This window comes from Opitutales bacterium, from assembly GCA_013215165.1.
In the GTDB taxonomy this organism is placed as follows: Bacteria; Verrucomicrobiota; Verrucomicrobiia; order Opitutales; family JABSRG01; genus JABSRG01.
Genome location: JABSRG010000026.1, coordinates 23073 through 44675, shown reverse-complemented (window position 1 = coordinate 44675; position 21603 = coordinate 23073). Strand labels below are relative to the sequence as shown.

The following is a 21603-nucleotide window of genomic DNA, read 5'->3' as shown; positions in this document are numbered from 1 at the left end:
TGACTTCCTTGATCGGAAGTCCGCCAGAGCCAACCACTTTTTAATTTTTTAGCGCATCCCTATGGGATGGCTGTGAACCCATTTCTACTTCCAAGAGATCATCAATGACTTTGGGCCGAACCAGGACGCCTATCAAATCGGGGAAAGTGGGGCTCGCGAACGTTGGGCTCAAGAAGCTCAGGAGTTGATGAACAAGATCGAAGATGTGCGCACGGAACCAGTTCAGCGCCAGAAAACGCGGATCGGTTTACGCGAGCTCATCGAGTCGCCTTCATGTCCTACGTCTGTCCGGGAGCGTGTAATGAAACGACATGGCTACCTGAATGTAGATGTCGCTACTGAGGGAAGTGAAGCGGCGTAGGTGTCTGGGCACCGCTGTCTAGCTTGCTGGACGCTGTTTAGCTCGCTGCGCTGCTTTGTGCTGGCGTTTGGCAAACTCGCGCATGTCGATGGCTACATCGTCATCTTCCCAGATCTCGCGGCCAAGAAGCTCTTCGATGATATCTTCCATCGTGACCACACCGGAGACCGAGCCAAACTCATCTACTGCGACTGCAATTTGTTGATGGCTGCGGAGAAATTCCTGCAGGGCATCGGATGCCACCGCGTTTTCCGATAAGACGAGGATATCCAGTTTCAGATCCACGACCGGGCGCTGATGCTCATCATTGGCCATGGCGCCCAATAGATCACGACGGCGGACATAGCCAGTCACGGTATCGATGTTTCCTTCGTAGATGGGCAAGCGGGCGAAAGGGATGTTGCGATACTCCGCAAAAATTTCACCCACAGTTAGGCTCTGATCCAGAGCTGTGACCACTGTTCGGGGTGTCATCACTTCATCGATAGATACGGTATCTAGGCTCAGGGCGTTGGAAATTAGGTCGTGTTCGTCACGAGTAATCTCCCCCTCTTCCTGGCTTTTCTTTGCCATCAGAATGATGTCTTCATCGCTGGTCTCCGACTCGGCAGATTTACCTCGCGTGAGGAAGCGGACACCCACACTCGCCATGCGCGAGATAGGCCACATCATGAAACGCACTGCCGCAAGTGGGTAGATCATGTAGGGCAGCAGGGCCGTGCGATAGATGACTCCGACGTTTTTCGGAATGATCTCCGACAAAACGAGGATACTCACAGTCATGAATGCGGCGAAGTAGGCGCTTTTGCCCTCTCCGACGACTCCCACGAAGATGGCCCCGGCTATGGTAGCGCCGGCGGTGTTGGCGATCGTGTTCAAGCTGAGGATAGCCGAGGAAGTTTCCTCGATATCCATTTTGTACTTCTCGAGAAGTTTCCCCACCTTTGTCGATCGCTGTTTAAGGCTCTCTATATCGGTTGGTGTCGTGCTGAGGATCATTGCCTCTAGCAGGGAACATAGCGCAGAAGCGCCGATAGTGAATAAAATCGAAGCGTATAACGTGGTCATCGGCGAGCGCCAGGATCAATACACCAGCGCCCACCGCTCCTACTAAAAGGATCGTCGTCTGACTGAGAACAGTCAGGAGTCGCATCTGCTGAAGCGAATGGGTTCATTGTGTTAGATTCTGGCAGAGTGGGCGCATCCTGCTGCAGGATACAACCGTTGAGTACTCTCTGCTATTTCTCAACGGGGGTTATCAGGTCACGCTCTTATCGCTGATTTGAACGCGATTAAGTGAGCTGGCAAAGAACGCGGCTAGAAGCAAGCAAGAATTATTTCTGAGAGCTTTTGTGGGCCATGTGCGACATTTGTGCCTTTCGAGTTGTCAGTTGTGTGACATCTCTCTTTTCTCGCGCTCACTTTTCTAAAACCAAAACGACCTACTGTGGATTTAAAAAACATTAAGCAACTGGTTGACCTCATGAAGCGGGGTGACCTCACCGACTTCGAGATCGAAGAGGAAGGCCTCAAACTCCGTATTTCTCGCGAAGGTTCAAAAACAGAGGTGACGGCCCCTCAGGTGGCCTACATGCCCGCACCGGCTGCATACCCTCCAGCTATGCCCGCTCAGGTGCCAATCCCGCAGGCAGACGCCGCCACAACTCCTGCTGAGAACCCCGCAGATGACGCCGGGGCGAAACTGATAAAATCGCCTATGGTCGGGACTTTTTACCGTTCACCCTCGCCGGAAGCAAAAGCGTTTGTCGAGAAAGGGGCAACTGTGAGTGTGGACTCGACGGTCTGTATCATCGAGGCCATGAAGGTGATGAACGAGATCCAGGCAGAAGAGAGCGGCACGATTGTCGAAATCCTCGTCGAGAATGGTGCGCCGGTAGAATACGGTCAGCCACTCTTCAAGCTCAAGTAGGCTGCCCTCAGGCATGATCAAGAAACTTCTTATAGCCAATCGCGGAGAAATTGCTCTGCGTATCGTGCGCGCATGTCGCGAATTGGGCATTCAGACCCTTGCCGTCTATTCTGAGGCAGATGAGCAGTCGCTCCATGTGCAGCTCGCCGATGCTGCTATCTGCATTGGGCCGGCTCAAGGCGTCGACAGCTACTTAAAAGCAGACCGCATCATGAGTGCGGCGGAGATCGCTGATGTGGACGCCATTCACCCTGGCTACGGATTTCTCGCGGAAAATGCGGAGTTCGCAGAGCAGTGTGAAAAGTGTAACATCAAGTTTGTGGGCCCGCGCTCTGAGGCGATCAATATGATGGGCGACAAGGCCACAGCACGCGAGGTGGTCAAGAAAGCCGGTGTTCCCACAGTTCCTGGCAGTGATGGACCGATCGCCGATGAGACTGAAGCTCTGCGTGTTGCTGAAGGGATCGGATTTCCCGTCATTATTAAAGCTGTTGCCGGTGGCGGTGGTAAGGGCATGCGCACGGCGCACAACTCAGTCGCTTTCAAGAAAGAATTTAATGCGGCGCGCAATGAGGCGGCGAAGGCCTTTGGAAATGGTGACGTCTATATCGAGAAATTTATCGAAGCCCCGCGCCATATCGAGTTTCAAGTGCTGGCCGACGAGCACGGCAACATCATCCACTTGGGTGAGCGTGATTGCTCCGTCCAACGCCGTCACCAAAAGCTGATTGAGGAGGCTCCATCTCCATTCTTGTCCGATAAGCTCCGCAAGAAGATGGGGCAGGCCTCCGTCGCCGCAGCCAAAGCGGCCGAATATACCAATGCCGGCACCATCGAGTTCTTGGTCGATAAGCACGGAAACTTTTACTTCATCGAGATGAATACCCGCATCCAGGTCGAGCACGGCGTGACCGAGGCGGTGACTGGGATCGATCTTGTGAAAGAGCAGCTCCTCATTGCGAGCGGCAAGAAGCTCGAGTATAGCCAGAGCGATGTTAAAATAATCCGCCACGCGATTGAGTGCCGGGTGAATGCCGAGGATCCATCGCGCAACTTCGCTCCCTGCCCCGGAGAGATTGGGCTCTACTACGCTCCAGGCGGCCATGGCGTGCGGATCGACTCTCATGCCTATGGGGGCTATGTGATTCCGCCGTATTACGATAGCATGATTTCCAAGGTGATCACCTACGGCCGAAATCGAGAGCTGGCTCTCGATCGGATGAACCGCGCATTGAGCGAATATATTATTCGTGGGATCAAAACGACGATTCCTTTTACAAAAGCTATTGTGAACGACCCAGTATTCCGCCAAGGTGAAGCTACCACCAAGTTCGTGGAGGAATTCATGAACCGCGCCCCTGAAGATTCATTCACCCAATCTGACTTTTTTGCATGAGCGACCCAAAAGAATCCACCGATACAACAGTGCACACCATCAATGAAGAGAGTCCCTCTTCAGGTAGTATCCGCATTAACCATGAAGTTGTCGCCAATATCGTGCGCCTGGCCACCCTTGAGGTGCCCGGCGTTGTCGGTGTCGGTAGTGGCAGCCTAAAGGAAAACATCACGGACATGTTCAGCTCGCGTAGCGGCGTGAAAGTGACTACTAACGAAGCCGAAGAGTATATCATCGAGATTAAGGTGGTTCTCAAATTTGGTGTCGAGCTGGCCAAGACAGGTCAAATTGTCCAACAGACCATTATCGATTACGTGGAAAAAATGACTTCTACCGCAGTCGCGCAAGTGGACATCATCATCGATGCTGTGCGCCATGAGAGTGCCAAATCGGACGGCGATGGGCATGACACCATTTCTCCTAAGGTCGACTAATTTTAACCTTTTAAAAGCCCGCATTTGCCGGGCTTTTTTTATCTATGATTAAGCAAATTGAAGCCTACTTCCAAGCATTCTGGTCTGAGCCTTATGCTCCCTATCTCGGATTTGGAATCAGTCTGTTGCTTGCCATATTCCTCGTCGCATTCATCATGAGGCCACGTAAAGTGAAGGTGATCGTCGCCTTTGAAGATGGCAGTGGTTCGGTTTCGATCAGCCGCTCAGCGATTAATGAATTGGTCCAATCAGCCTGCGCTCAGATCGATACGATCAAACAACCGAAAGTCTTCACAAAGGTCAAAAAGGGCATCCCGACACTGAAAATAAAACTCAAGGTCGATGGAGACGTAAAAATGCGGGAAGTCCGTGAAGAATTGCGCGAAACGCTGCAGGCCCAGCTTATGGATAACCTCGGGTTCCGAAAAATCGGGGATATTGATATCCTCGTGACCAGTGTCGGCGGCATTACAGTGCAGCGGCCCTACGGGCATGGGGCCACGAACCCGTCGGTCGAGGAGGAGTTTTCGGACTCTACGGACACGATTTCTTCAAGTTCTTTTGCCTCATCTGAACGCTCAGTGGGTTCGGACTTGGAAAGGGACGATGCTCTAGGTTTCGACGCGGACGCGATTAAAGACGATAAGAAGGCCTGAGTCTATAGCCACACCTTCGGCGGCGACGAAGCACCGCTCTCCAGTGCTATCTCGGATTGGAAGGGCACGCTTCGTCGTGACCCAGCGCAGATACAAACAGACAACACAAGCGACCGAATTTGTGCAGGATGCTCCTGAAAGCTGTTGTTGTAGTCGCGGCGCTCTGTCGCCGCGTGGGCCGTTGATCGAACCGAAACTAACCCCTCACATACACTGTCCTACGGCCCATTTTTCTGCCGCAGAAAGCGCGGAAATCCGCAGAAGTTATTTGGGGAAAGTTATAGCTCTTGATTTTCAAATTCCGCGCAGTTCCGCGTCTTCCGCGGCCAAGTCCGAGCGTGCTGTATTTGAATTGGCAAAAAACGTTTCAAGTCCTCCTTCGGCGGCGACGAAGCACCGCCCTCTGTGCTATCTCTGCTTGGAGGGGCACGCTTTGACGTGACCCTATTGCCTCACGATGTCGAAATCCGATCGGTCACTTACCCCTCAGAAAAAATCCAAAAATTGCCCCCATGGCACCGCCTGCGAGATGTGCGAACTGGGAAATGTTATCCTGCTGGGTGATTGCCATATAAATTTCGTTGCCGCCATACAGGAGTGCGACGATGACGAAAGTCAGGGGAAGGCTACCCGTCTTCAAATTGGTAAGGCTGCTCAGCAAAATTAGCATGAAGGCAATGCCGCTCGCGCCCATGAGGCCTCCGCTTGAGAATACGGCATGGAGGAGCCCGGTAATCACAGCAGTGACCAAAGTCATTATGACGATGCGTCGGGTAGAGTATTTCTCTTCGAGGATCGGTCCCACGAGCAAGATGAGTGTGAAGTTTCCAGCGAAGTGTGTCCAATCCGCATGTCCGAGGATGTAGCTGAAGAGCCGTATGTAATCGAATGGATTGCCCCAATCCATCGGGGCCCCGACCATAAAAAGCGTGCGCGCAGCCCCATCAGAAAAACCGCCTACGATCGTAGCTAGGCAAGCAGCAAACGTGAACGTTAGCGTAAACGGCGCATTGAAATCTACTGTGATCTTTCTCATGCAATTTGGAAGTTTTCAAATCTCCCCGAGAATAGAATACGCATAACCGGTATAACTTTGGAAGTCCGGATATGATACACCGTAGATCGGTAATAAGAAAAATACAGAGGCTTCCATTTCTTGACTATTTGCTTCCCGTAGTGGCTCAGGTATGTGTTTTTTCCAGCTTCCTCGATTCTTGACTATACCGCAATCAGACGCGCATATATACCGCAATTGGACGCTATTCCATGCCGCAAATAGACGAATTGACATACCGCAAATGGACGGTATGTTATACCGCAAATGGACGCAGAAAAAATCTTTGTTCATAGGCACCTTAAAATATCGCTTGAGGAAGCTCTATCAGACACCCCGGTTGTCTGTCTTTTAGGAGCTCGACAGAGTGGTAAGTCTACATTGGCAGAGCATTTTCAAGATAACCGAGCATACATTAGCTTGGATGATCAAAACCTCTTGGATGCAGTCCGTAATGATCCTATGGGTTTTGTTGCTCAGCTTCCAGAAAAGGTAACGTTGGATGAGGTGCAGCGCGCACCAGAGCTGTTTCTTGCGATCAAGCGTGCCGTTGATAAAGAACGTAGTGCAGGCCGTTTTTTGCTCACCGGCTCGGCTAATTTACTGCAGCTTCCAAGGTTAGCAGACTCATTGGCTGGACGTATGGAATGCCTTTTCCTCCAGCCTTTTACCCAAGCAGAGAAAGTGGGCGCGCCCGGACTCTTTCTCGAGAGGCTACTCCACGAAGGTTTTGTTGAGCCTATACGGAGCAACAAGACTTTGGAGGCTTCTCAGTTGCCCGAGCGGATTACGCTAGGAGGCTATCCTGAGCCTAATCGGCGTTTGATAGCGCGTGCTCGGCAATGGCACCGGCAATACCTCAGATCGATCATTGAGCGCGACGTGTACGATGTGGCGCGCATTCAGGATGGAGATCAAATAGGTAGCTTGGTACGTATGATCGCTATTCGTACGGCCGAATTACTCAATGTATCCTCTCTCGCAGTGGACCTCAAAATGGATCGAGATACGGTCTATCGTCATATTGCGATCCTTGAAAAACTGTTCCTCGTTCGGCGATTGCCCGCATGGCATAGAAATACTGCTTCGCGCCTCATCAAGTCGCCAAAGCTTCACATGTGCGATACAGGCTTGGCAGCGACTCTGAGCGGTCTGCATCCTGAAGATTGGATGCTGAAAAAAGGCCAGTTTGGCCATCTTTTAGAGTCGTTTGTTTTACAAGAGCTTGTTGCTCATGCTGCATGGACTGATCCAGATCTGCAGTTTTATCATTACCGCGACAAAGACAAAGTGGAGGTCGATTGTGTGATCACTCGTGGCAGTCGGGTTTGGGGTGTCGAGGTAAAGGCGTCCTCTCGTGTCACATTGAGCGATGCTATGGGTTTACGCCGCCTCGCTGAGCAAGCTGGGTCGGATTTCATGCGGGGGATTGTGCTCTACGATGGAGATTCTGTATTGAGACTCGGTGATGACCGTTTTCATGCTGTGCCGCTTTCAAAGCTTTGGAGCTCTTATAAAACTCGCTAACGCTATCTGTTAATATTTGAGGTCTTTGATGGTCTCGTTAACCAGTTATGTCGAGGGTTGGTCCAAGCAAAACTGGAGGGCGGCGCTTCGCCGCCGCCTGAGTTGTTGTATGTTTGAATGCAGCATGTTCTAAATGAGCCGCGGAAGACGCGGAACAACGCGGAATTTGAGATTCGAGATGTATACTTTCCCCAAATAAATTCCGCGAATTTCCGCGCTTTCTGCGGCAAAAAAGTAGGCCGAGGGAATGTGCATGTATCCCTAGGCTGGCTTTTAGTATTTTAGGGATCCGCGAATAGACGCGAATGTTTTGCTTTGGGGCCGTTTTAGCGCTGGGTCATGACAAAGCATGCCCCTCCAGCTACAGAAGGCACTGGAGGGCGGCGCTTTGTCGCCGCCGGTTTTGATGCAGCACGCTCTAAATGAGCCGCGGCTTCCGCGTTTTCTGCGGCTAAAAAAGAGATCGTGGGAGTATGTATGTGTCTCTTGGCTGGGTTTTAGTTTTCTTGGATCCGCTAATGCACGCTAATAAACGCAAATGTTTTGATTTGGGATCGCGGCTGTTTGGCCGAGATATCTGTGGTGTGTTCTGAGCTAAATCCAGATGCCACGCGTAGCGTGATGGCGATAGCCATTGCTCGGTCAGAGCTTTGGCCCACTCCATGGCAATCGCTCTCGCGATCACCCTACAAAACGGACGTGTGCCGGGGTCTGATACGTATGTTGATGTATACTAGAGCTTTTAAGTAGATATTAGGTATGAGACACCATCTCTACTTACTCCGTTTCGTTCTCCACAAAACCCTCCTTTAAAAACCAGCTCAGCCCCGTTCGTCGTTCTTCAGTTTGGACGCGGTCAACAGCGATTTTCCAGGCTTCGGGGTCTCCGATGACAAAGACGCGTTTTCTTGCGCGCGTAATCGCCGTGTAGATGAGGTTGCGTTGCAGCATAACAAAATGCTGTTTAAGTATCGGAACAATCACAATGGGGTATTCCGATCCCTGGCTTTTGTGGATAGAAATGGCGTAGGCGTGGTCCAGTTCAGAAAGTTCACCACGGTCGTAGGTGACACGCTCATTATTAAATCGTACGATGAGGGTATCGCCGTCGGGGGCAACTCCTTCGACGATACCGACATCTCCGTTGAAGACATCCTTGTCGTAACTGTTTTTCATCTGAATGACCTTATCGCCTTCACGGAAAGTGCGGCCACTATGGCGGATTACTTTGGCTTGGGGACGTCCAGTCGATTCGCGGAAATGTCGTTGAGTCCATACTTGATTTGCTTCAACGTTTTGTTGAGAGGTTTTTGTGCCCTCTGGATTTAAGCATTCTTGTAAAGACTCATTAAAGGCCTGGATTCCTGCTTCTCCACGATACATCGGCGCCATGACCTGTATGTCTTGAACGGGATCAACGCGGAGCTGTTTGGGCAGGATGTCTCGGTTGAGCATCAACAACTTCTTGGCGGTTGCCGTTGGGTTTTCGGCTGTGACGAAGTTAAAGTCAGAACTCCAGTCGATTTCTGATGCCAGGTTGGCGGTGTGGGGGAGGGCAGCCTTACCTGCTAAGATGGCGTGAGCTGTAGTGACGATGCTGGAGGTTTTTCCTTGTCGAAAAATGATATCGAGTTTTGTGCGCGGGATGAACTCGGCTGGGGTCTCAAGGAAATCGTGCAGGATGTGCCCTGCTCCTACAGATGGCAGTTGATCGGTGTCACCCACGAGAAGCAAGTGGGCTTGCGCAGGAACGGCGCGTAGCAGACTAGCGGCCAGCGATGTATCGAGCATACTTGCCTCGTCGACCACGATGTAGTCTGCGGGTAGAGGATTGTCCTGATTGTGCACAAAACCGCCGGTATTGGGGTCGTTTTTTAATAAACGGTGCAAGGTCGATGCAGGGTGGTCACAACTCTCTGCTAGGCGTTGGGCGGCTCGGCCGGTCGGTGAGGTCAGAAGGATGCGGCAGCGTTTGGCTTCGAGGATGTTGACGACAGCGCGTAAGATGGTCGTTTTTCCCGTGCCGGGGCCTCCGGTGAGGATAGAGACCTTCGCACTCAGGGCCATTTCTATGGCCGCGCTTTGTTGGGCAGCGAACTCAAAGCCGGCTTGCTCTTGTGACCAGATGACTGCTTTGGGTATTTTAATGGACGGCAAGGAAGAGGGGGTGGTGCGGAGCTGTTCCAGGCAGCGCACGATCTCTTTCTCCTGGTTAGCGACGCGGCTTACCTGAATGCCTTCGTCGCCTGTCCTGCAGAGAAATTGCCCTTTTGCTGTGAGCTGCTGGATACGTTGAGAAATCTTTTCTGGGGGCACCTCTAAGGTGCGGGTGGCGAGCGCGATCAAACGCTCTTGCTCCACCAGTGTATGGCCTTCCTTCTCCTGTTCGCGGATGACGTGTTCGATGCCGGCTTCCAGGCGGAACGGGTGTTCATTTCCCAGGCCCATGTTGCGGGCGATTTGATCGGCCGTCTTGAACCCGACACGATCGATGTCACGGATGATCCGGTAGGGGTTTTTCTTTAAAATTTCGAGGACGTCATTCCCGTATTTTTTAACTAAGCGCACGCATTGGCTGTTGGTGATGCCATATGCTTGCAGGAACACCATCACCTCGCGAACAGATTGCTGCGCATCCCAGGCTTCCTTGATCGATCGGCTACGCCCCTTGCCTATGCCTTCTACTTCGACAAGTCGGCCGCTGTCTGAGCCGATGATTTCTAGGGTTTCGACCCCAAAATGGTCCACGATCTTGTCGGCATATTTGGGGCCGATCCCGGGGACTAAGCCACTGCCCAGGTAGCGTCGAATCCCCCAGACAGATTGCGGGAGTTTTGAGTTGAATCGGCTTACTTTAAACTGTCTTCCATGCGTCTTATGCCGCTGCCATTCGCCCGACACTTCGAGGGTCTCTCCGCACTGTACATTGGGTAACACACCGGCAATCGTTACTTTGTCCTTCCCTTTTCCGAGCGTCAGCTCACCCACGCAATAATGGTTCTCCTCATTGGCATAGATGATCCGTTCGAGGACCCCGGTGAAAGCTTCATGCTCCATGGTGATCGTCAAAAGGATTGAGCACTTGGGCCGAGTCGAATCGTTGTCCCGCATTTAGATCCTCCGAAAGAACCGTAGTGCAGCCAGCATAAACCGCTGCCGCAAGTATGGCGGCATCCCAGTAGGATATTTGATAACGTGCCTTCAAGTCCAATGCGTGCTGCAGGATCGCGACCGATTGTTGAACGACTTGAAAACGAAGCCAAAGCTTGATCAGGGCAGTTGCTTCTTCGTGGGTGATGGCGTCGGTCCGGCTGATCCGCGTCGCCTGGACATAAAACTCCTGCAAGACCTGAATGGAAAGGACGAGGTTATCGCGTCTCAAAATCTCCTGAGCGATCCGTGCTTTCTCGCGATCTGATTCTCCTGGACAGATCGCGTAGAGCAGGACGTTGGTATCGACGAAGGTCACCTCAGCGGTAGAGTTCCTCGCGTGTCACGTTTTCGCTGGATGTGAAGCCCTTGTGCCTTTCGGTGATTGCTTTTAGAAGGGCGTCTTGGCGCTGTGTTAGTTCAATCTGCTGATGTTTGGACGTATCAGTCAAAGATTGGAGGTATTCTTTCACCAAAGCTGAGACCGATGTGTCGTGCTCTGCTGCAAATACCCGAGCATTCCGATAGGCGTCATTATCGAGTGATACGGTTATATTTTTCACAGTTTCACGAAAACACAGTTTTCCTGAAAGGCAATATTTCGCGCTCGCGGTATATCATTGAGCTTCACCAGTTTCCCCAGCATCCAAGAGCCCGATTGCAATCTGTCCCGGTTTGACATTGGGGCGGTATTTTTGGGTGAAAATTTTCAGCTCCTTCTTGTCCTCGGATAACACGAATAAAGGGACCACGCCGACAAGTAGGTCTTTGACGTTGCTGGCCTCAGCGGGCACCTCGCGTGTATTGATAGCGCTCTCTGATGTTACATGAGCTTCGAGCCAATTGTGTGTGACAAAGCTACCGAAGGCGGGGTCGAAGGGGCGTTTGCGCTCATCTTCTTTATTGTGGACCACATGGTCTGGCTCGATGACCAGAATATCCCGGCGGTCGAAAAACTCCATCAGCATCTGTTTTGCGAGCGTGTTGACTTCATAGTTGGTTGTAGCGCAGAGGACGTGGCCGATTTCTGAGAAATCCTGCTCTTCAAGGAAAACGTTGCTGAGCACATCCCCTGTCGAAGCGGAGAGGCCCTTCTCTCGTGCCATGGCGACGTGATCGCGGTTGCTATCGATAAAGTGCACGAACACGCCTTGTTGCTGGAGCTTTTTTCCTAGATGAATCGCCCAGGGTGCCGCTCCCACGAATAACAGACCACTGGGTGCGAGCTCAGACAGTTTAAGCCTGGAGGCCGCTTGGGCTACTGTAGAGCCATAGAAGATCACGGTTCCGACAACAACGACGAGCATTGAGGCGAACAGCTCATCAGCTTCTTCAAAGCCGGCTTTCTTTAATTTGAGCACGAACACGGAGGTCAGCGATAGAGCAACGATACCTCGAGGAGCGAGGAGCATAAGCAGGACGCTCTGGTTCATCGGCGTGCCGGTTCCGATGGTGGATGCTAGGATAGAAAGCGGTCGAGCAATTACAATAAGGGCGACTAAAAATACGAAATGCCGCCAGTCTAACAGCTGTAATACCTCTGGCTTCACATTGGCAGCGAGCACGATGAAAACGAAAGAGATGATAAGGACTGTCAGGTTTTCCTTAAAGTGAATGATGTGATCGACTCGGAAATCTCTTTGGTTTGCCAAAAAGATTCCCAAGAGCGTTGCGGTGACCAGACCTGCCTCATGCTGCACGACATTAGATAGGAAAAAAGTCCCTAGTACGATCGCGAGCGAAGTCAGATTGTGCAAAAAATCGGGAAGCATGCGGTGGCGCACGAGATAGATGAGCAGTCTAGATCCGGCCCAAGACAGCGCGAATGCAACAGCGAGCGTCTTAAAAATCGCCAAAGCCAGCTGTGTCCACATCTGCTCTTCTGAGCCGAGAATCAGGATGTCGTAGATGAACACAGCGAGCAGCACTCCGACCGGGTCATTCAGGATGCCCTCCCATTTTGCAATGTTTCGCACCGACCCTTTTGGCCGGATGGTGCGAAGGATCGGGCCGATAACCGTGGGTCCTGTCACCGAAAGCAGTGCTCCGAATAAGGCGGCGATGGTCGGAGGAAATCCCAAGAGAGCATAGGCGAGCCATCCCGCGATCACGCTCGTGATGACGACGCCAACAGTCACGAGTCGAAAGATCACGGCCCCGCCATGCTTGAGGTCCTTGAAGCGTAAGGTCAGCCCGCCCTCAAAAAGCAGAATTGCCACAGATGCGGATACCAAGGGAAGCAGGGCATCGCCAAACAACGCCTCCATGTCCATCAGTCCGGTGATCGGCCCGAGTATGAACCCCGAGGCCAGGAGCAAAAGAATCGCTGGTACCTTAAATTTCCATCCCAGCCATTGCGCGACTGCGCTGACACTGAGGATGATTACCAGTTGGAACAAGATGGGTTCGCTCATAAAGAAGAAGTCTTGTCATGGGTAGCACCTTCATTGCCTGTGTCGAATCAGGAATGGGTTTGAGGGCTCCAGTGAAGGCTGTGTCAAAAAAATTGCATCCGCTAATCAACGCAAATGGTCGCGAATCTCATGTAGATGAGGCGCTCTGTCGCCTCGCCTCTACGGTGTCGATCGAAGCAACTGCCTGCACCCCGACTGAGCGGGGCGACTACACGACAAAGGCAGTTGGGGAAATTTCCCCGCTATTTCAATCACACCCTCTCGACTCTGCCTCCCCATTTCTCCATTGCTCTTCCGCGCTGCCCGACCAGTCTCCTCGGTTTTCGCATTTTTTGGATCATCCTATGAAAAAGACACATCACTGCGCTGAGCTGACTCAGGCACACTCCGGGCAACAGGTTGCGTTGGCGGGCTGGATCGACTCGATCCGCGACCACGGCGGCGTGTTGTTTATCGATTTGCGTGACCGGGAAGGCATCACTCAATTGGTGCTGGATCCGAGTGATAATCAACTTTCCGAGGTGGCTCACAAGCTACGCAGCGAATTTGTTATTTCAGCGGCGGGGACCGTGGTTGATCGTTCCGAAGGCACCGTGAATCCCAACATGGTGACCGGCGCCATCGAGGTGAAAGTCGAGTCGGTGGAAGTATTCAACGCTTCCAAAACACCCCCGTTCCCCATGGACGATTCTGGGGATGCGGTAAACATCGATCTACGGCTCAAGCATCGCTACCTCGACCTCCGGCGTCCGGCCAATCTCAAGCTCTTGCGCATGCGTAGTAAAGCCGCACAGTCGGTGCGTCGCTACCTGGATGAAGAAACCTTCCTCGAAATCGAGACACCGCTGCTCTTTAAATCGACGCCCGAAGGCGCGCGCGAATATCTGGTCCCGAGCCGCACGAATGCCGGGAAATTTTTCGCACTGCCGCAATCACCCCAGCAGTTTAAACAAATGCTAATGGTGGCGGGTGTTGAGCGCTATTTTCAGCTAGCCAAGTGCTTTCGCGATGAGGACCTCCGCGCCGACCGACAGCCTGAATTTACGCAAATCGACCTCGAGCTTTCCTTCATCGACCGCGAGGACATGTATGCGCTCATCGAAGGGATGATGAAGCGTATTTGGAAGGACGTGCTCGATGTGGACCTCGATCCGCCCTTCCTCCGCATGACCTACCACGATGCCATGAACCGCTTCGGTGCCGATAAGCCCGATATGCGTTTCGGCTTCGAGCTCCAGGATGTCGGCGACGTGTTTGCCGAATCGGGATTCAAGGTGTTCAAAGGCACACTCGATAGCGGAGGGGTCATCAAGGCTATCAATATGAAGGGCCTCGCCGATCTGACTCAAGGTGAACTCAAAAACCTCGAAGATGCCGCCAAGTCTCTGGGGGCTAAAGGCTTGGCCTTTATCCGAGCCAACGAAGGTGGCTGGAAGAGCCCGATATTGAAGTTTTTCTCCGAGGCAGAACTCGCCGCATTGAAGGAACAGCTGAACATCGAGACAGGGGATATTGTATTTTTTGCTGCTACTGAGTGGGAACGCGCCTGCACCATTCTCGGCCGGGTCCGTTTGCTCGCGGCGGATTTGCTCAAAGGGCGGGGCAAAATCGAGATCCGAGCCGACGATTGGAAATTCCTATGGGTCGTCGATTTCCCGCTTATGGTCTACGAAGAAGACGAAGGCCGTTACGTCTCTGCTCACCATCCCTTCACCTCACCAGTTCCTGAAGATATCGAGAAATTGGATTCTGATCCCAAGGCGGTGCGCGGACAGCACTACGATCTAGTACTCAATGGCGTTGAACTCGGGGGCGGGTCCATCCGTATCCACCAGCCTGAGTTACAGCGCAAAGTGTTTATCGACGTGCTTAAAATCGACCCTGAGGTCGTTGAAAGTCGCTTTGGCTACATGCTCGAAGCCTTTGAGTATGGGGCACCGCCGCATGGGGGCATGGCCTTTGGTTTCGACCGTATTGTCACGCTCCTGGCTGGGCGCACCAGCATCCGAGATGTGATCGCCTTCCCCAAGACTCAAAAGGCCGAAGATCTCATGACCCAGAGCCCATCGCAGGTGACTGAGCGCCAATTACGTGATCTCCACGTCAAGAGCCTGGTGACAGAGTAAGCTCAGGCAAAGATAGCATATGAGCGACTCATTCCGAGAGCGCGTGGAGGCGCGGCGGGGCATTAAGCCACGTCGCCGTTCCATGTTCGATCTGGGTTTGGGCGCTCAATCTGCAATTTCTGCGATGATCGTAGGGCTGCTCTCGGCGATCTTATATGTGATCGCGTTTGCCCCGTTCGACTTTGCCGAGGCTGCCTTTTTATTTGCTATCCCTTGGATTATTTGGGGCGGCCTGCGCCCAGGCTGGCGTATGTGGGTGCTTACAGTTTTGGCCAGCCAGTGGTTTGCTTGGAGTATGATTCTTATCTGGCTCCGGCACGTAGCGAACGTGGCTGGGGCGCCCCTGCCTTCTATTACCGGTCCCTTGATTGTCATGGCGCTGGCGCTTGTGGTCACACTGGTGCAGTTGCCTTGGTTTGCCCTGGTGCGTTGGGCCGTGCCCTTGCTTCGGTCTAAGCCAGCTTTCGCGCGTATTGTCGGGCTGTTTGGAATTGCGGGAGCTTGGTCCTTGCTCGAATGGGTGCGGTCATGGCTTTTCACGGGTTTCCCCTGGGCGGTGCTGGCCTCTTCGCAGTGGCGTAATCCAGTCGCCTTACAGCCGGCATCTTATGGAGGAGCCTATTTGGTTTCCGCTCTATTGATAGCGGTCAATTTGGCCATTTCTTTTTATGTCCTCCGGTTCATTGGGCGTAAAAAAGCGACAGGATGGATTAAGAGTCTGTGTCCCGAGCTATACGTGGTGGTGAGCCTGCTCATGATCACGCTCATCCTCTACATGCGGGAGCTACCCAATGCTGACAACATGCGGGCCTTTTTCACTGCTTCAGCTATACAGCCCGCCATTCCTCAAGACCTAAAATGGGATCGGGATCGGGCCCGTGAAAATCTTGACGTGTTGGAAAGTCAGAGTCGGCTGGCGGTGATTCAGGACGTCGATCTTCTCTTGTGGCCCGAGAGCTCCACACCGGAGGCGGTAAGCGATCGCTTCGGTGGGTTAGAAACTTGGGTTGAGGCGCTGAGTGCAGAGCTCGAAACCCCTATTCTAATGGGTAACCTGATCGAGGAGCCGGATGGTTCCTGGTATAATGGAATCTTCTTTGTCGATCCTGAGACGGGACTCAAGGACAGCTATTACGCCAAGCGAAAGCGGGTTCCCTTTGGCGAATACGTGCCACTACGTTGGCTACCTTTTGTCGATAAAGCCGTCCCGCTCGATTATGACATCCATGCGGGCGAGTCTGCGGCACCCATGCAGATCACTGTAGACGGCTCGACTTTTCGCGTCGGCGGACTCGTCTGTTATGAGGATGTTTTTCCACATCTTTCTCGGGAGACAGCCCAGCTTTGCGTCGATCTCTTTTTGGTCGTGACGAACGATGCTTGGTATGGCCGAGAAGCCGCAGCCTATCAGCACGCCGCTCATTCTGTGTTGCGCGCTGTCGAGACGCGCCGCCCTGTCGTGCGTGTAGGCAACGAAGGCTGGTCTGGCTGGATCGATGCTCAGGGTCGCATACGGCAAGAATTCGTCAATGCAGCGGGTAGTATCTACACCCGCGGTTCCTCACCCATGCTCCTATTCCGCGACATAGAGCAGCAGAAACGGCCTAGTTTTTACGTCCAGTATGGTGATTGGTTTCTTTGGGTTGCTGCAGGCCTATTGATACTGACCGTGGTGTTCATACGTATCGTCCCTGACCTCAAAGACCCCGATCCGGAGAAGAACCAACAAGATGAAAGCAACATCTTCAATCGCCGCCGGCGGTTGAAGAAAATGTAGCCGCGGTGCTGGAGGGCGGCGCTTCGTCGCCGCCGCCGATGTGGCATGTCTGAATGCAGCACGCTCTAAATGAGCCGCGGAAGACTCAGAATAGCGCGGAATTCGAAAATCGAGACGTAAGTCTTCCTCCCAAAAATACTTCCGCGGAATTCCGCGCTTTCTGCGGCTAAAAAGAGAAGATCGTGGGAGTGTATATCTGTCTCTGGGCTAAGTTTTGGTCCTTTGAGGATCCGCTAATGCACGCGAATAGGCGCGAATGTTTTGCTTTAATGGCCGTTTAGGCGCTGGGTCATGACAAAGCATGCCCCTCCAACTACAGAATGTTCTGGAGGGCGGCGCTTCGTCGCTGCCGGCGGTGTGGGCATGTGTGAATGCAGCTGGTTCTAAATGAGCCGCGGAAGACGTGAAACCGATCCAGGCAACTTCGACACAACCTGCTAGGCCGCAAGGCCTTGAGGGCACCTTCGAAGCAGGAAACGGATGCGCCTTCGCGCTTTTTCAATTCCCTTTGTATCATCAACGATCTTGTGTGTTGCATATGTAGCTTGCCTCATGTTTGAACCGTTGTGTGTCATGAGGTTTCGCTCGTTGATATTATGTTGTGTGCTCTTGGTTGCTGGTTGTGACAGGCCGGCTAGATCGCCTGATGTGGTTGCGAACACGCCGCTCGAACTCACTGCTCGCGAGCGCTACGAACGCTTTGTAGCTGAGCTGGGCACAGTGCCTATCGATCAGCTGCCGATTTACTTTTCGGGTCATTTAATACAGCTGCAAAATGCAGACAATGCGGTGACCATTGCCGGGACTTCCGCCATATTGCTGCGTCGGTATGAGGTGGCTCCGGAGACTATGTATCGCGCAATGACGGAGGATACTCGTTGGTTATCTGCACATCATTTCCCCGATGAGCTCGCTGTTGCGATGCTTGAGAAGTTGGCCGAAGATGAAGTGCTAGTTGAGTGGGCAGAGGGGCTCGAAAGTGAAGAACAGCGCTCCTTATTGCGTGTTGGGAGCTGGGTATATCGTCGCAGTCGTGCTGTCGATTTGCCTGGTGAAACCGAGGACGAAGCGAGCACTGCGCTGTCGCCTAGCGAACGTTTTTTGGCCGTCGCTGAGTCTTCACCTGCTCAAGCATTGAGCACCCTCTATAGCATGACCACAGAGGAGATCTACGATTTAGCTCGTATTCCAAGGAATCAATCCGCTTTGGGTGATGCAGCTCGTTCCGATCCTCAGAAATTTCTATCTTTGTTGCTACAGCGTGCGGATGTCGCGGACTCCAGCACTGCGCGTGACTTGAGCTCCGTCTTGCGATACGCCAAGCTATCAAGTGATACCTCACTCATTGCCATGATAGTCGATTCAAGCAGTAGGCATGTGAGGCGCAGATTTAGCGAGGTCCTCTTTACCAACTGGTCATTAGAGGATCCCGAAAGAGCCTGGGACGTATTTAATGAATATGCGGATCAGATCGGTTCGCAGGCATATTTAGCAGGGCAGATCTTTAAGCCTTGGATTCGGAATGACCCGCTTGGGGCTGTGCCTGTCATGCTTCAAAGTGATTATGCAGATAGTCTCAATGTCGCGGGGTTACTGTCGGAATGGTCACGCAATCATCCTGAGCAGGCTGAGCAGGCGGTGCGAGCTTACATAGCCTATGTTCAAGATAAGCCCTCGCGATGGGTGGAAAGGTTGCCTGGTCACGACAACGTGTTAAGTGCCTGGGTCGGGCGCGATCCAGCGGGGGCAGTATCTTTTATTAGGGGATTTGAACGTGGCCCACTGCGCGACCATTTGATTCAGATGAGCGTCCGGGCGGTGAGCGACGACAACTTGTCGCTTCTTTCATCACTGGCTGTTGGCTTTGAAAGTACTCTGGCTCGCGAAAGAGCCTTGGGATACATATCAGAACGTCTGGTGACACAGCCGGAATTGCTGGTCGAATTTGTAAAGGGAATTCCAGAATCTAGCATCCGCGCCGAGATGGCAATGAAGGCGATCAGGAAGGCAACGTTTGCTGATCCCAATACGATGGCCGAACTCTATCCCTGGTGGGCGACGGGGGGGTATAAGTCTAGTTTTCTGTCCTCTTTGATGGAAAATTATGTCGACTTGGATCTCGAAGGTGCGATCCGCTGGACAGATTCGTTGTCGGAGCATGAGCAATTGAGGGTAAATTCTATACTCATTCAGAAGATGAGTGAGGAGGGACTGTTGGACGAGGCAGTCGCCCGTTTATCCCTCATACCGCCGAGCAAAGTCGATCCCTCTGCATCCAATTACATTGTGAGGGAGTGGGTGAAACGGGATGTGGATCAGGCGTTTACTTGGGCTTCGGGCTTGAGTGATCCGGAACAGTGGGCCCAGGCAATGCGTGGATTTATTTATCAGCTTATGGAAACTGATCCCGTTGAGGCCGGTGCGTGGCTGACGGACTCCGAAGTGAGTGATAATGCGTACGGACATTTCGCGCATGGTGCCTCTTCTCACTACCGTCGTGAGGGCGATTTTCTTTTATCTGCGCTATGGGCTCTGCGAATGAGCGATTCCGGTGAAGCACGATGGTATATTAATTCGGCTCGTAGACGCATGGAGGCTTATACCTCCGAAACTCGACAGCGATTGGAGAGCATTGAGGGTATCGACGACGAAGAGCGGCAGCTTTTGATTGAAAGGTTGAATTTATGACTGGTTGGAAGCAGAGTGTAAGTTGGATTGTAGGGACCTTGCTGGCGGGTTTCGGCGCGGAATCTCACGGGCAGATCGGCTCCGAGATTGTTGAGCACCATTTAGCCGTCTGGCAGGAGCATTTCGAGCGCTTGAGTTCTCAAGATCGACTGGAGCGCGCTATTGTGGAAGATGCGCTCCTGGTAGAGATGTCTATCATGGCGGTGGATGAGCCCGATACGCTGCTCGCCCTTTATCACTCTATGCTCGTTCAGGCATTTCCTCGTGCCAAAAATTGGATTGAAGAAGCCTTTATACGCTCCCTGGGTGAAAAACCAGACAACTTTTCTCGGCTCATGGAATTGCCCTCGCCAGATCGTTTGTATGGCGTGGCGCAACGCGGATTGAGGGCATTGATGGAAATAGGACTCGATCCAGTCGTGCATTCAGAGGCGATTGCCTGGGTAGATCGAGACCTGCCCAGCCTTTCGAATCAAATCAGCCAGAATCTGATGATTCACCACCCAGAGATCGCATTTGCGCGGGCGGCGAATCTTGCCTTAAACCAAGATGGTCCCCAGCTCTGGAGAGGGATCGCGCGCGCGCCAGATGCTCAAACTGCTTTACGTGCTGCGGCTTACTTTATCGAGAAAAGCGACGATCTTGAAGCAAAGGGCAAGGCTCTGGCGCAAATACGCACCGAGTTTGTTATAGAGATCTTTTTGGACGATCCGTCTCAGTTGTTGGAATTGCTCGACGGTGTGAAGGATCCTAAACGGGCAGCCGAGCGCCTCGTACATCGCATGGCAAAGGAAGACTTCGCCATAGCCTTCGAGGCTGCTGAGGTATTCTTGCCTAGTGAAAAGCAGCGCTTTTCCCTCGAAAAACGGATTGTTGCAGCGTGGCAGAGTGACGACGTGACAGCTTGGTATCAGTATGCCCACACATTCGACCTGCAGCGCATAGCTAAGGTCAACCCCGTGCTTTTCTACAGAGGCGTTCCCGAGAGGCAACACAGGATAGCCATCGATGCTTTGATCCCGGTCTACGAGAAATTCTCGGCATATTTGTCGACGTCTGATTCCACAGATCCGATTTACGCGTTGGTGAAGAAATGGTCGACGGAGGATGCAGCGGCGGCATTGCACTGGATCGAGAATGATGCCCCAGAGTTTATATGGCCTACTGCCCACGCCGCATTTTTGTCCTCCAGTGCCCATCATGATATCGCGTTTAGCCTCCGAGCAGCCTCGCAGCTGGAGTCGCCTGAGGCTGCGCAAAGAGCACTGCTAGAGATAGCGCGTATCGCCGCGGACCGCGATCCTATGGCTATGGTGTCCTGGTTAGACGACCAGCCTAGTGATCCAGGCAACCGCAAGCTGGTCCGGACCTTTTTTAGCACCCTGGCTGGGCTGAGTGGCGAAGAGGCACTTCAGGCAGCTTACGCAATGCCTGAGCAGTTCCGAGGCATCACTTACCATCCGCGTGCCATCGAAAACCTGGATGTCGAGGGGGTTCAGGAATGGTTTGACTGGATGGGGCCAGAATTAATCGCCGAAAACACAGGTCGCGTCTTGTTAGGACCGCGCGTTATGCTGGATAATCCGGATGCGCTCATCGATGAGGTTATCCCAATGTTGAAACCTGGCGGGCGGACTTGGTATGCTGTGCGGAATTACTTCGAGAGCTTGGCGCGTCTTCATTTTGATGTTGCTGAGCGTTCGGTACGAAACGCCGATTTAAAAGCTCGGAATGCTTCACTGGATGGCGTGACGCGTGTTCTACTGGATCGTCAGCCAGAAGCTTACGACGACTGGTTGGAATCGTTCAGTGAAACCCATGACAAAGACCGCATCCGTCGAACATTTATCGATACGTTCGGCCACACAGATCCTGAAAAAGCCTTTGATTTAGCTCTTGAGATAGATCCGGACAGCGGAATGCGGTTGCGCGGTATTGAGCGGGCCTTTAGCGCCTTGATTCAGGAGGGACCACCAGAGGTTCTATCCAGCATAGAAGCCGATCCTCGGTTGAGTGATGTCGAACGCTCAAAGGTCGTAGAGATGTGGAGTGCCTCCCGTGCGTTTGAGTGAAACGTTTCAACGTTCAGC

General features: G+C 52.7%; 16 protein-coding genes. 10 read left to right on the top strand and 6 right to left on the bottom strand.

The window, feature by feature from the left end:
* The first annotated feature begins 187 nt into the window (after positions 1 to 187).
* Positions 188 to 361 carry a hypothetical protein gene (locus tag HRU10_07320; protein NRA27041.1) on the top strand — a complete coding sequence of 58 codons (174 nt, stop codon included), beginning with the start codon at positions 188 to 190 and terminating at the stop codon, positions 359 to 361.
* Positions 362 to 379: 18 nt separating this feature from the next.
* Here the strand turns inward: HRU10_07320 and HRU10_07315 are convergent, their stop codons facing one another.
* The gene (locus HRU10_07315; GenBank protein ID NRA27040.1) at positions 380 to 1429 is read right to left on the bottom strand and encodes an HlyC/CorC family transporter; all 1050 of its coding nucleotides are present in this window, start codon (positions 1427 to 1429) and stop codon (positions 380 to 382) included.
* 379 nt (positions 1430 to 1808) lie between these two features.
* On the opposite strand from HRU10_07315, the gene HRU10_07310 reads away from it, so the two are divergent.
* The 4 genes from HRU10_07310 to amaP are packed head-to-tail and all read left to right on the top strand — an operon-like array spanning position 1809 to position 4777.
* On the top strand, positions 1809 to 2291 hold the full coding sequence (locus tag HRU10_07310) for an acetyl-CoA carboxylase biotin carboxyl carrier protein (GenBank protein ID NRA27039.1): 483 nt from the start codon (positions 1809 to 1811) through the stop codon (positions 2289 to 2291).
* A 13-nt stretch (positions 2292 to 2304) separates the two neighbouring features.
* Complete coding sequence (gene accC / locus HRU10_07305) at positions 2305 to 3687, top strand: acetyl-CoA carboxylase biotin carboxylase subunit (GenBank protein NRA27038.1); 1383 nt, start codon at positions 2305 to 2307, stop codon at positions 3685 to 3687.
* Positions 3684 to 4121 (top strand): Asp23/Gls24 family envelope stress response protein, encoded by a 438-nt coding sequence (locus tag HRU10_07300; GenBank protein ID NRA27037.1) that lies wholly within the window; start codon positions 3684 to 3686, stop codon positions 4119 to 4121. Before accC ends, HRU10_07300 begins: the two co-directional genes overlap by 4 nt.
* A gap of 44 nt (positions 4122 to 4165) precedes the next feature.
* Complete coding sequence (gene amaP / locus HRU10_07295) at positions 4166 to 4777, top strand: alkaline shock response membrane anchor protein AmaP (protein NRA27036.1); 612 nt, start codon at positions 4166 to 4168, stop codon at positions 4775 to 4777.
* 475 nt (positions 4778 to 5252) lie between these two features.
* Here amaP and HRU10_07290 read toward each other — a convergent pair whose 3' ends face one another.
* On the bottom strand, positions 5253 to 5813 hold the full coding sequence (locus HRU10_07290) for a rhomboid family intramembrane serine protease (GenBank protein ID NRA27035.1): 561 nt from the start codon (positions 5811 to 5813) through the stop codon (positions 5253 to 5255).
* Positions 5814 to 6098: 285 nt separating this feature from the next.
* Between HRU10_07290 and HRU10_07285 the strand changes: the two genes are divergently transcribed.
* Positions 6099 to 7358, top strand: coding sequence for an ATP-binding protein (locus HRU10_07285; protein ID NRA27034.1), 1260 nt, complete (start codon positions 6099 to 6101; stop codon positions 7356 to 7358).
* Positions 7359 to 8135: 777 nt separating this feature from the next.
* On the opposite strand, the gene HRU10_07280 is transcribed toward HRU10_07285, so the two are convergent.
* Genes HRU10_07280 through HRU10_07265 form a run of 4 tightly spaced genes read right to left on the bottom strand, consistent with a single transcriptional unit; the run spans position 8136 to position 12922 of the window.
* Positions 8136 to 10415 carry an AAA family ATPase gene (locus tag HRU10_07280; protein ID NRA27033.1) on the bottom strand — a complete coding sequence of 760 codons (2280 nt, stop codon included), beginning with the start codon at positions 10413 to 10415 and terminating at the stop codon, positions 8136 to 8138.
* Positions 10405 to 10827, bottom strand: a complete 423-nt coding sequence (locus tag HRU10_07275; GenBank protein NRA27032.1) for a PIN domain-containing protein — start codon at positions 10825 to 10827, stop codon at positions 10405 to 10407. The genes HRU10_07280 and HRU10_07275 overlap by 11 nt, the downstream gene beginning before the upstream one ends.
* Position 10828: 1 nt before the next feature.
* A complete protein-coding gene (locus HRU10_07270; protein ID NRA27031.1) occupies positions 10829 to 11071 on the bottom strand; it encodes a hypothetical protein in 243 nt (80 codons plus the stop codon).
* Positions 11072 to 11125: 54 nt separating this feature from the next.
* The gene (locus HRU10_07265) at positions 11126 to 12922 is read right to left on the bottom strand and encodes a sodium:proton antiporter (GenBank protein NRA27030.1); all 1797 of its coding nucleotides are present in this window, start codon (positions 12920 to 12922) and stop codon (positions 11126 to 11128) included.
* Between the two features lie 344 nt (positions 12923 to 13266).
* Here HRU10_07265 and aspS point away from each other — a divergent pair, with 344 nt between their 5' ends.
* From aspS to HRU10_07245, 4 genes are all read left to right on the top strand, one after another.
* The gene (gene aspS, locus HRU10_07260) at positions 13267 to 15048 is read left to right on the top strand and encodes an aspartate--tRNA ligase (GenBank protein ID NRA27029.1); all 1782 of its coding nucleotides are present in this window, start codon (positions 13267 to 13269) and stop codon (positions 15046 to 15048) included.
* 19 nt (positions 15049 to 15067) lie between these two features.
* Entirely contained in the window at positions 15068 to 16825 is a 1758-nt protein-coding gene (lnt, locus tag HRU10_07255; protein ID NRA27028.1) for an apolipoprotein N-acyltransferase, read from the top strand.
* Positions 16826 to 17473: 648 nt separating this feature from the next.
* Entirely contained in the window at positions 17474 to 19513 is a 2040-nt protein-coding gene (locus tag HRU10_07250) for a hypothetical protein (GenBank protein NRA27027.1), read from the top strand.
* Positions 19510 to 21585, top strand: coding sequence for a hypothetical protein (locus HRU10_07245; GenBank protein ID NRA27026.1), 2076 nt, complete (start codon positions 19510 to 19512; stop codon positions 21583 to 21585). The genes HRU10_07250 and HRU10_07245 overlap by 4 nt, the downstream gene beginning before the upstream one ends.
* The last annotated feature ends 18 nt before the right edge of the window (positions 21586 to 21603 follow it).

What these genes read in the sequence shown, in the direction of transcription:
- HRU10_07320 (NRA27041.1), top strand. Translation starts at nt 188, where the DNA reads ATGAACAAGATCGAAGATGTGCGCACGGAACCAGTTCAGCGCCAGAAA.
- HRU10_07315 (NRA27040.1), bottom strand. Translation starts at nt 1,429, where the DNA reads ATGACCACGTTATACGCTTCGATTTTATTCACTATCGGCGCTTCTGCG.
- accC (NRA27038.1), top strand. Translation starts at nt 2,305, where the DNA reads ATGATCAAGAAACTTCTTATAGCCAATCGCGGAGAAATTGCTCTGCGT.
- HRU10_07300 (NRA27037.1), top strand. Translation starts at nt 3,684, where the DNA reads ATGAGCGACCCAAAAGAATCCACCGATACAACAGTGCACACCATCAAT.
- amaP (NRA27036.1), top strand. Translation starts at nt 4,166, where the DNA reads ATGATTAAGCAAATTGAAGCCTACTTCCAAGCATTCTGGTCTGAGCCT.
- HRU10_07290 (NRA27035.1), bottom strand. Translation starts at nt 5,813, where the DNA reads ATGAGAAAGATCACAGTAGATTTCAATGCGCCGTTTACGCTAACGTTC.
- HRU10_07285 (NRA27034.1), top strand. Translation starts at nt 6,099, where the DNA reads ATGGACGCAGAAAAAATCTTTGTTCATAGGCACCTTAAAATATCGCTT.
- HRU10_07280 (NRA27033.1), bottom strand. Translation starts at nt 10,415, where the DNA reads ATGGAGCATGAAGCTTTCACCGGGGTCCTCGAACGGATCATCTATGCC.
- HRU10_07265 (NRA27030.1), bottom strand. Translation starts at nt 12,922, where the DNA reads ATGAGCGAACCCATCTTGTTCCAACTGGTAATCATCCTCAGTGTCAGC.
- aspS (NRA27029.1), top strand. Translation starts at nt 13,267, where the DNA reads ATGAAAAAGACACATCACTGCGCTGAGCTGACTCAGGCACACTCCGGG.
- lnt (NRA27028.1), top strand. Translation starts at nt 15,068, where the DNA reads ATGAGCGACTCATTCCGAGAGCGCGTGGAGGCGCGGCGGGGCATTAAG.
- HRU10_07245 (NRA27026.1), top strand. Translation starts at nt 19,510, where the DNA reads ATGACTGGTTGGAAGCAGAGTGTAAGTTGGATTGTAGGGACCTTGCTG.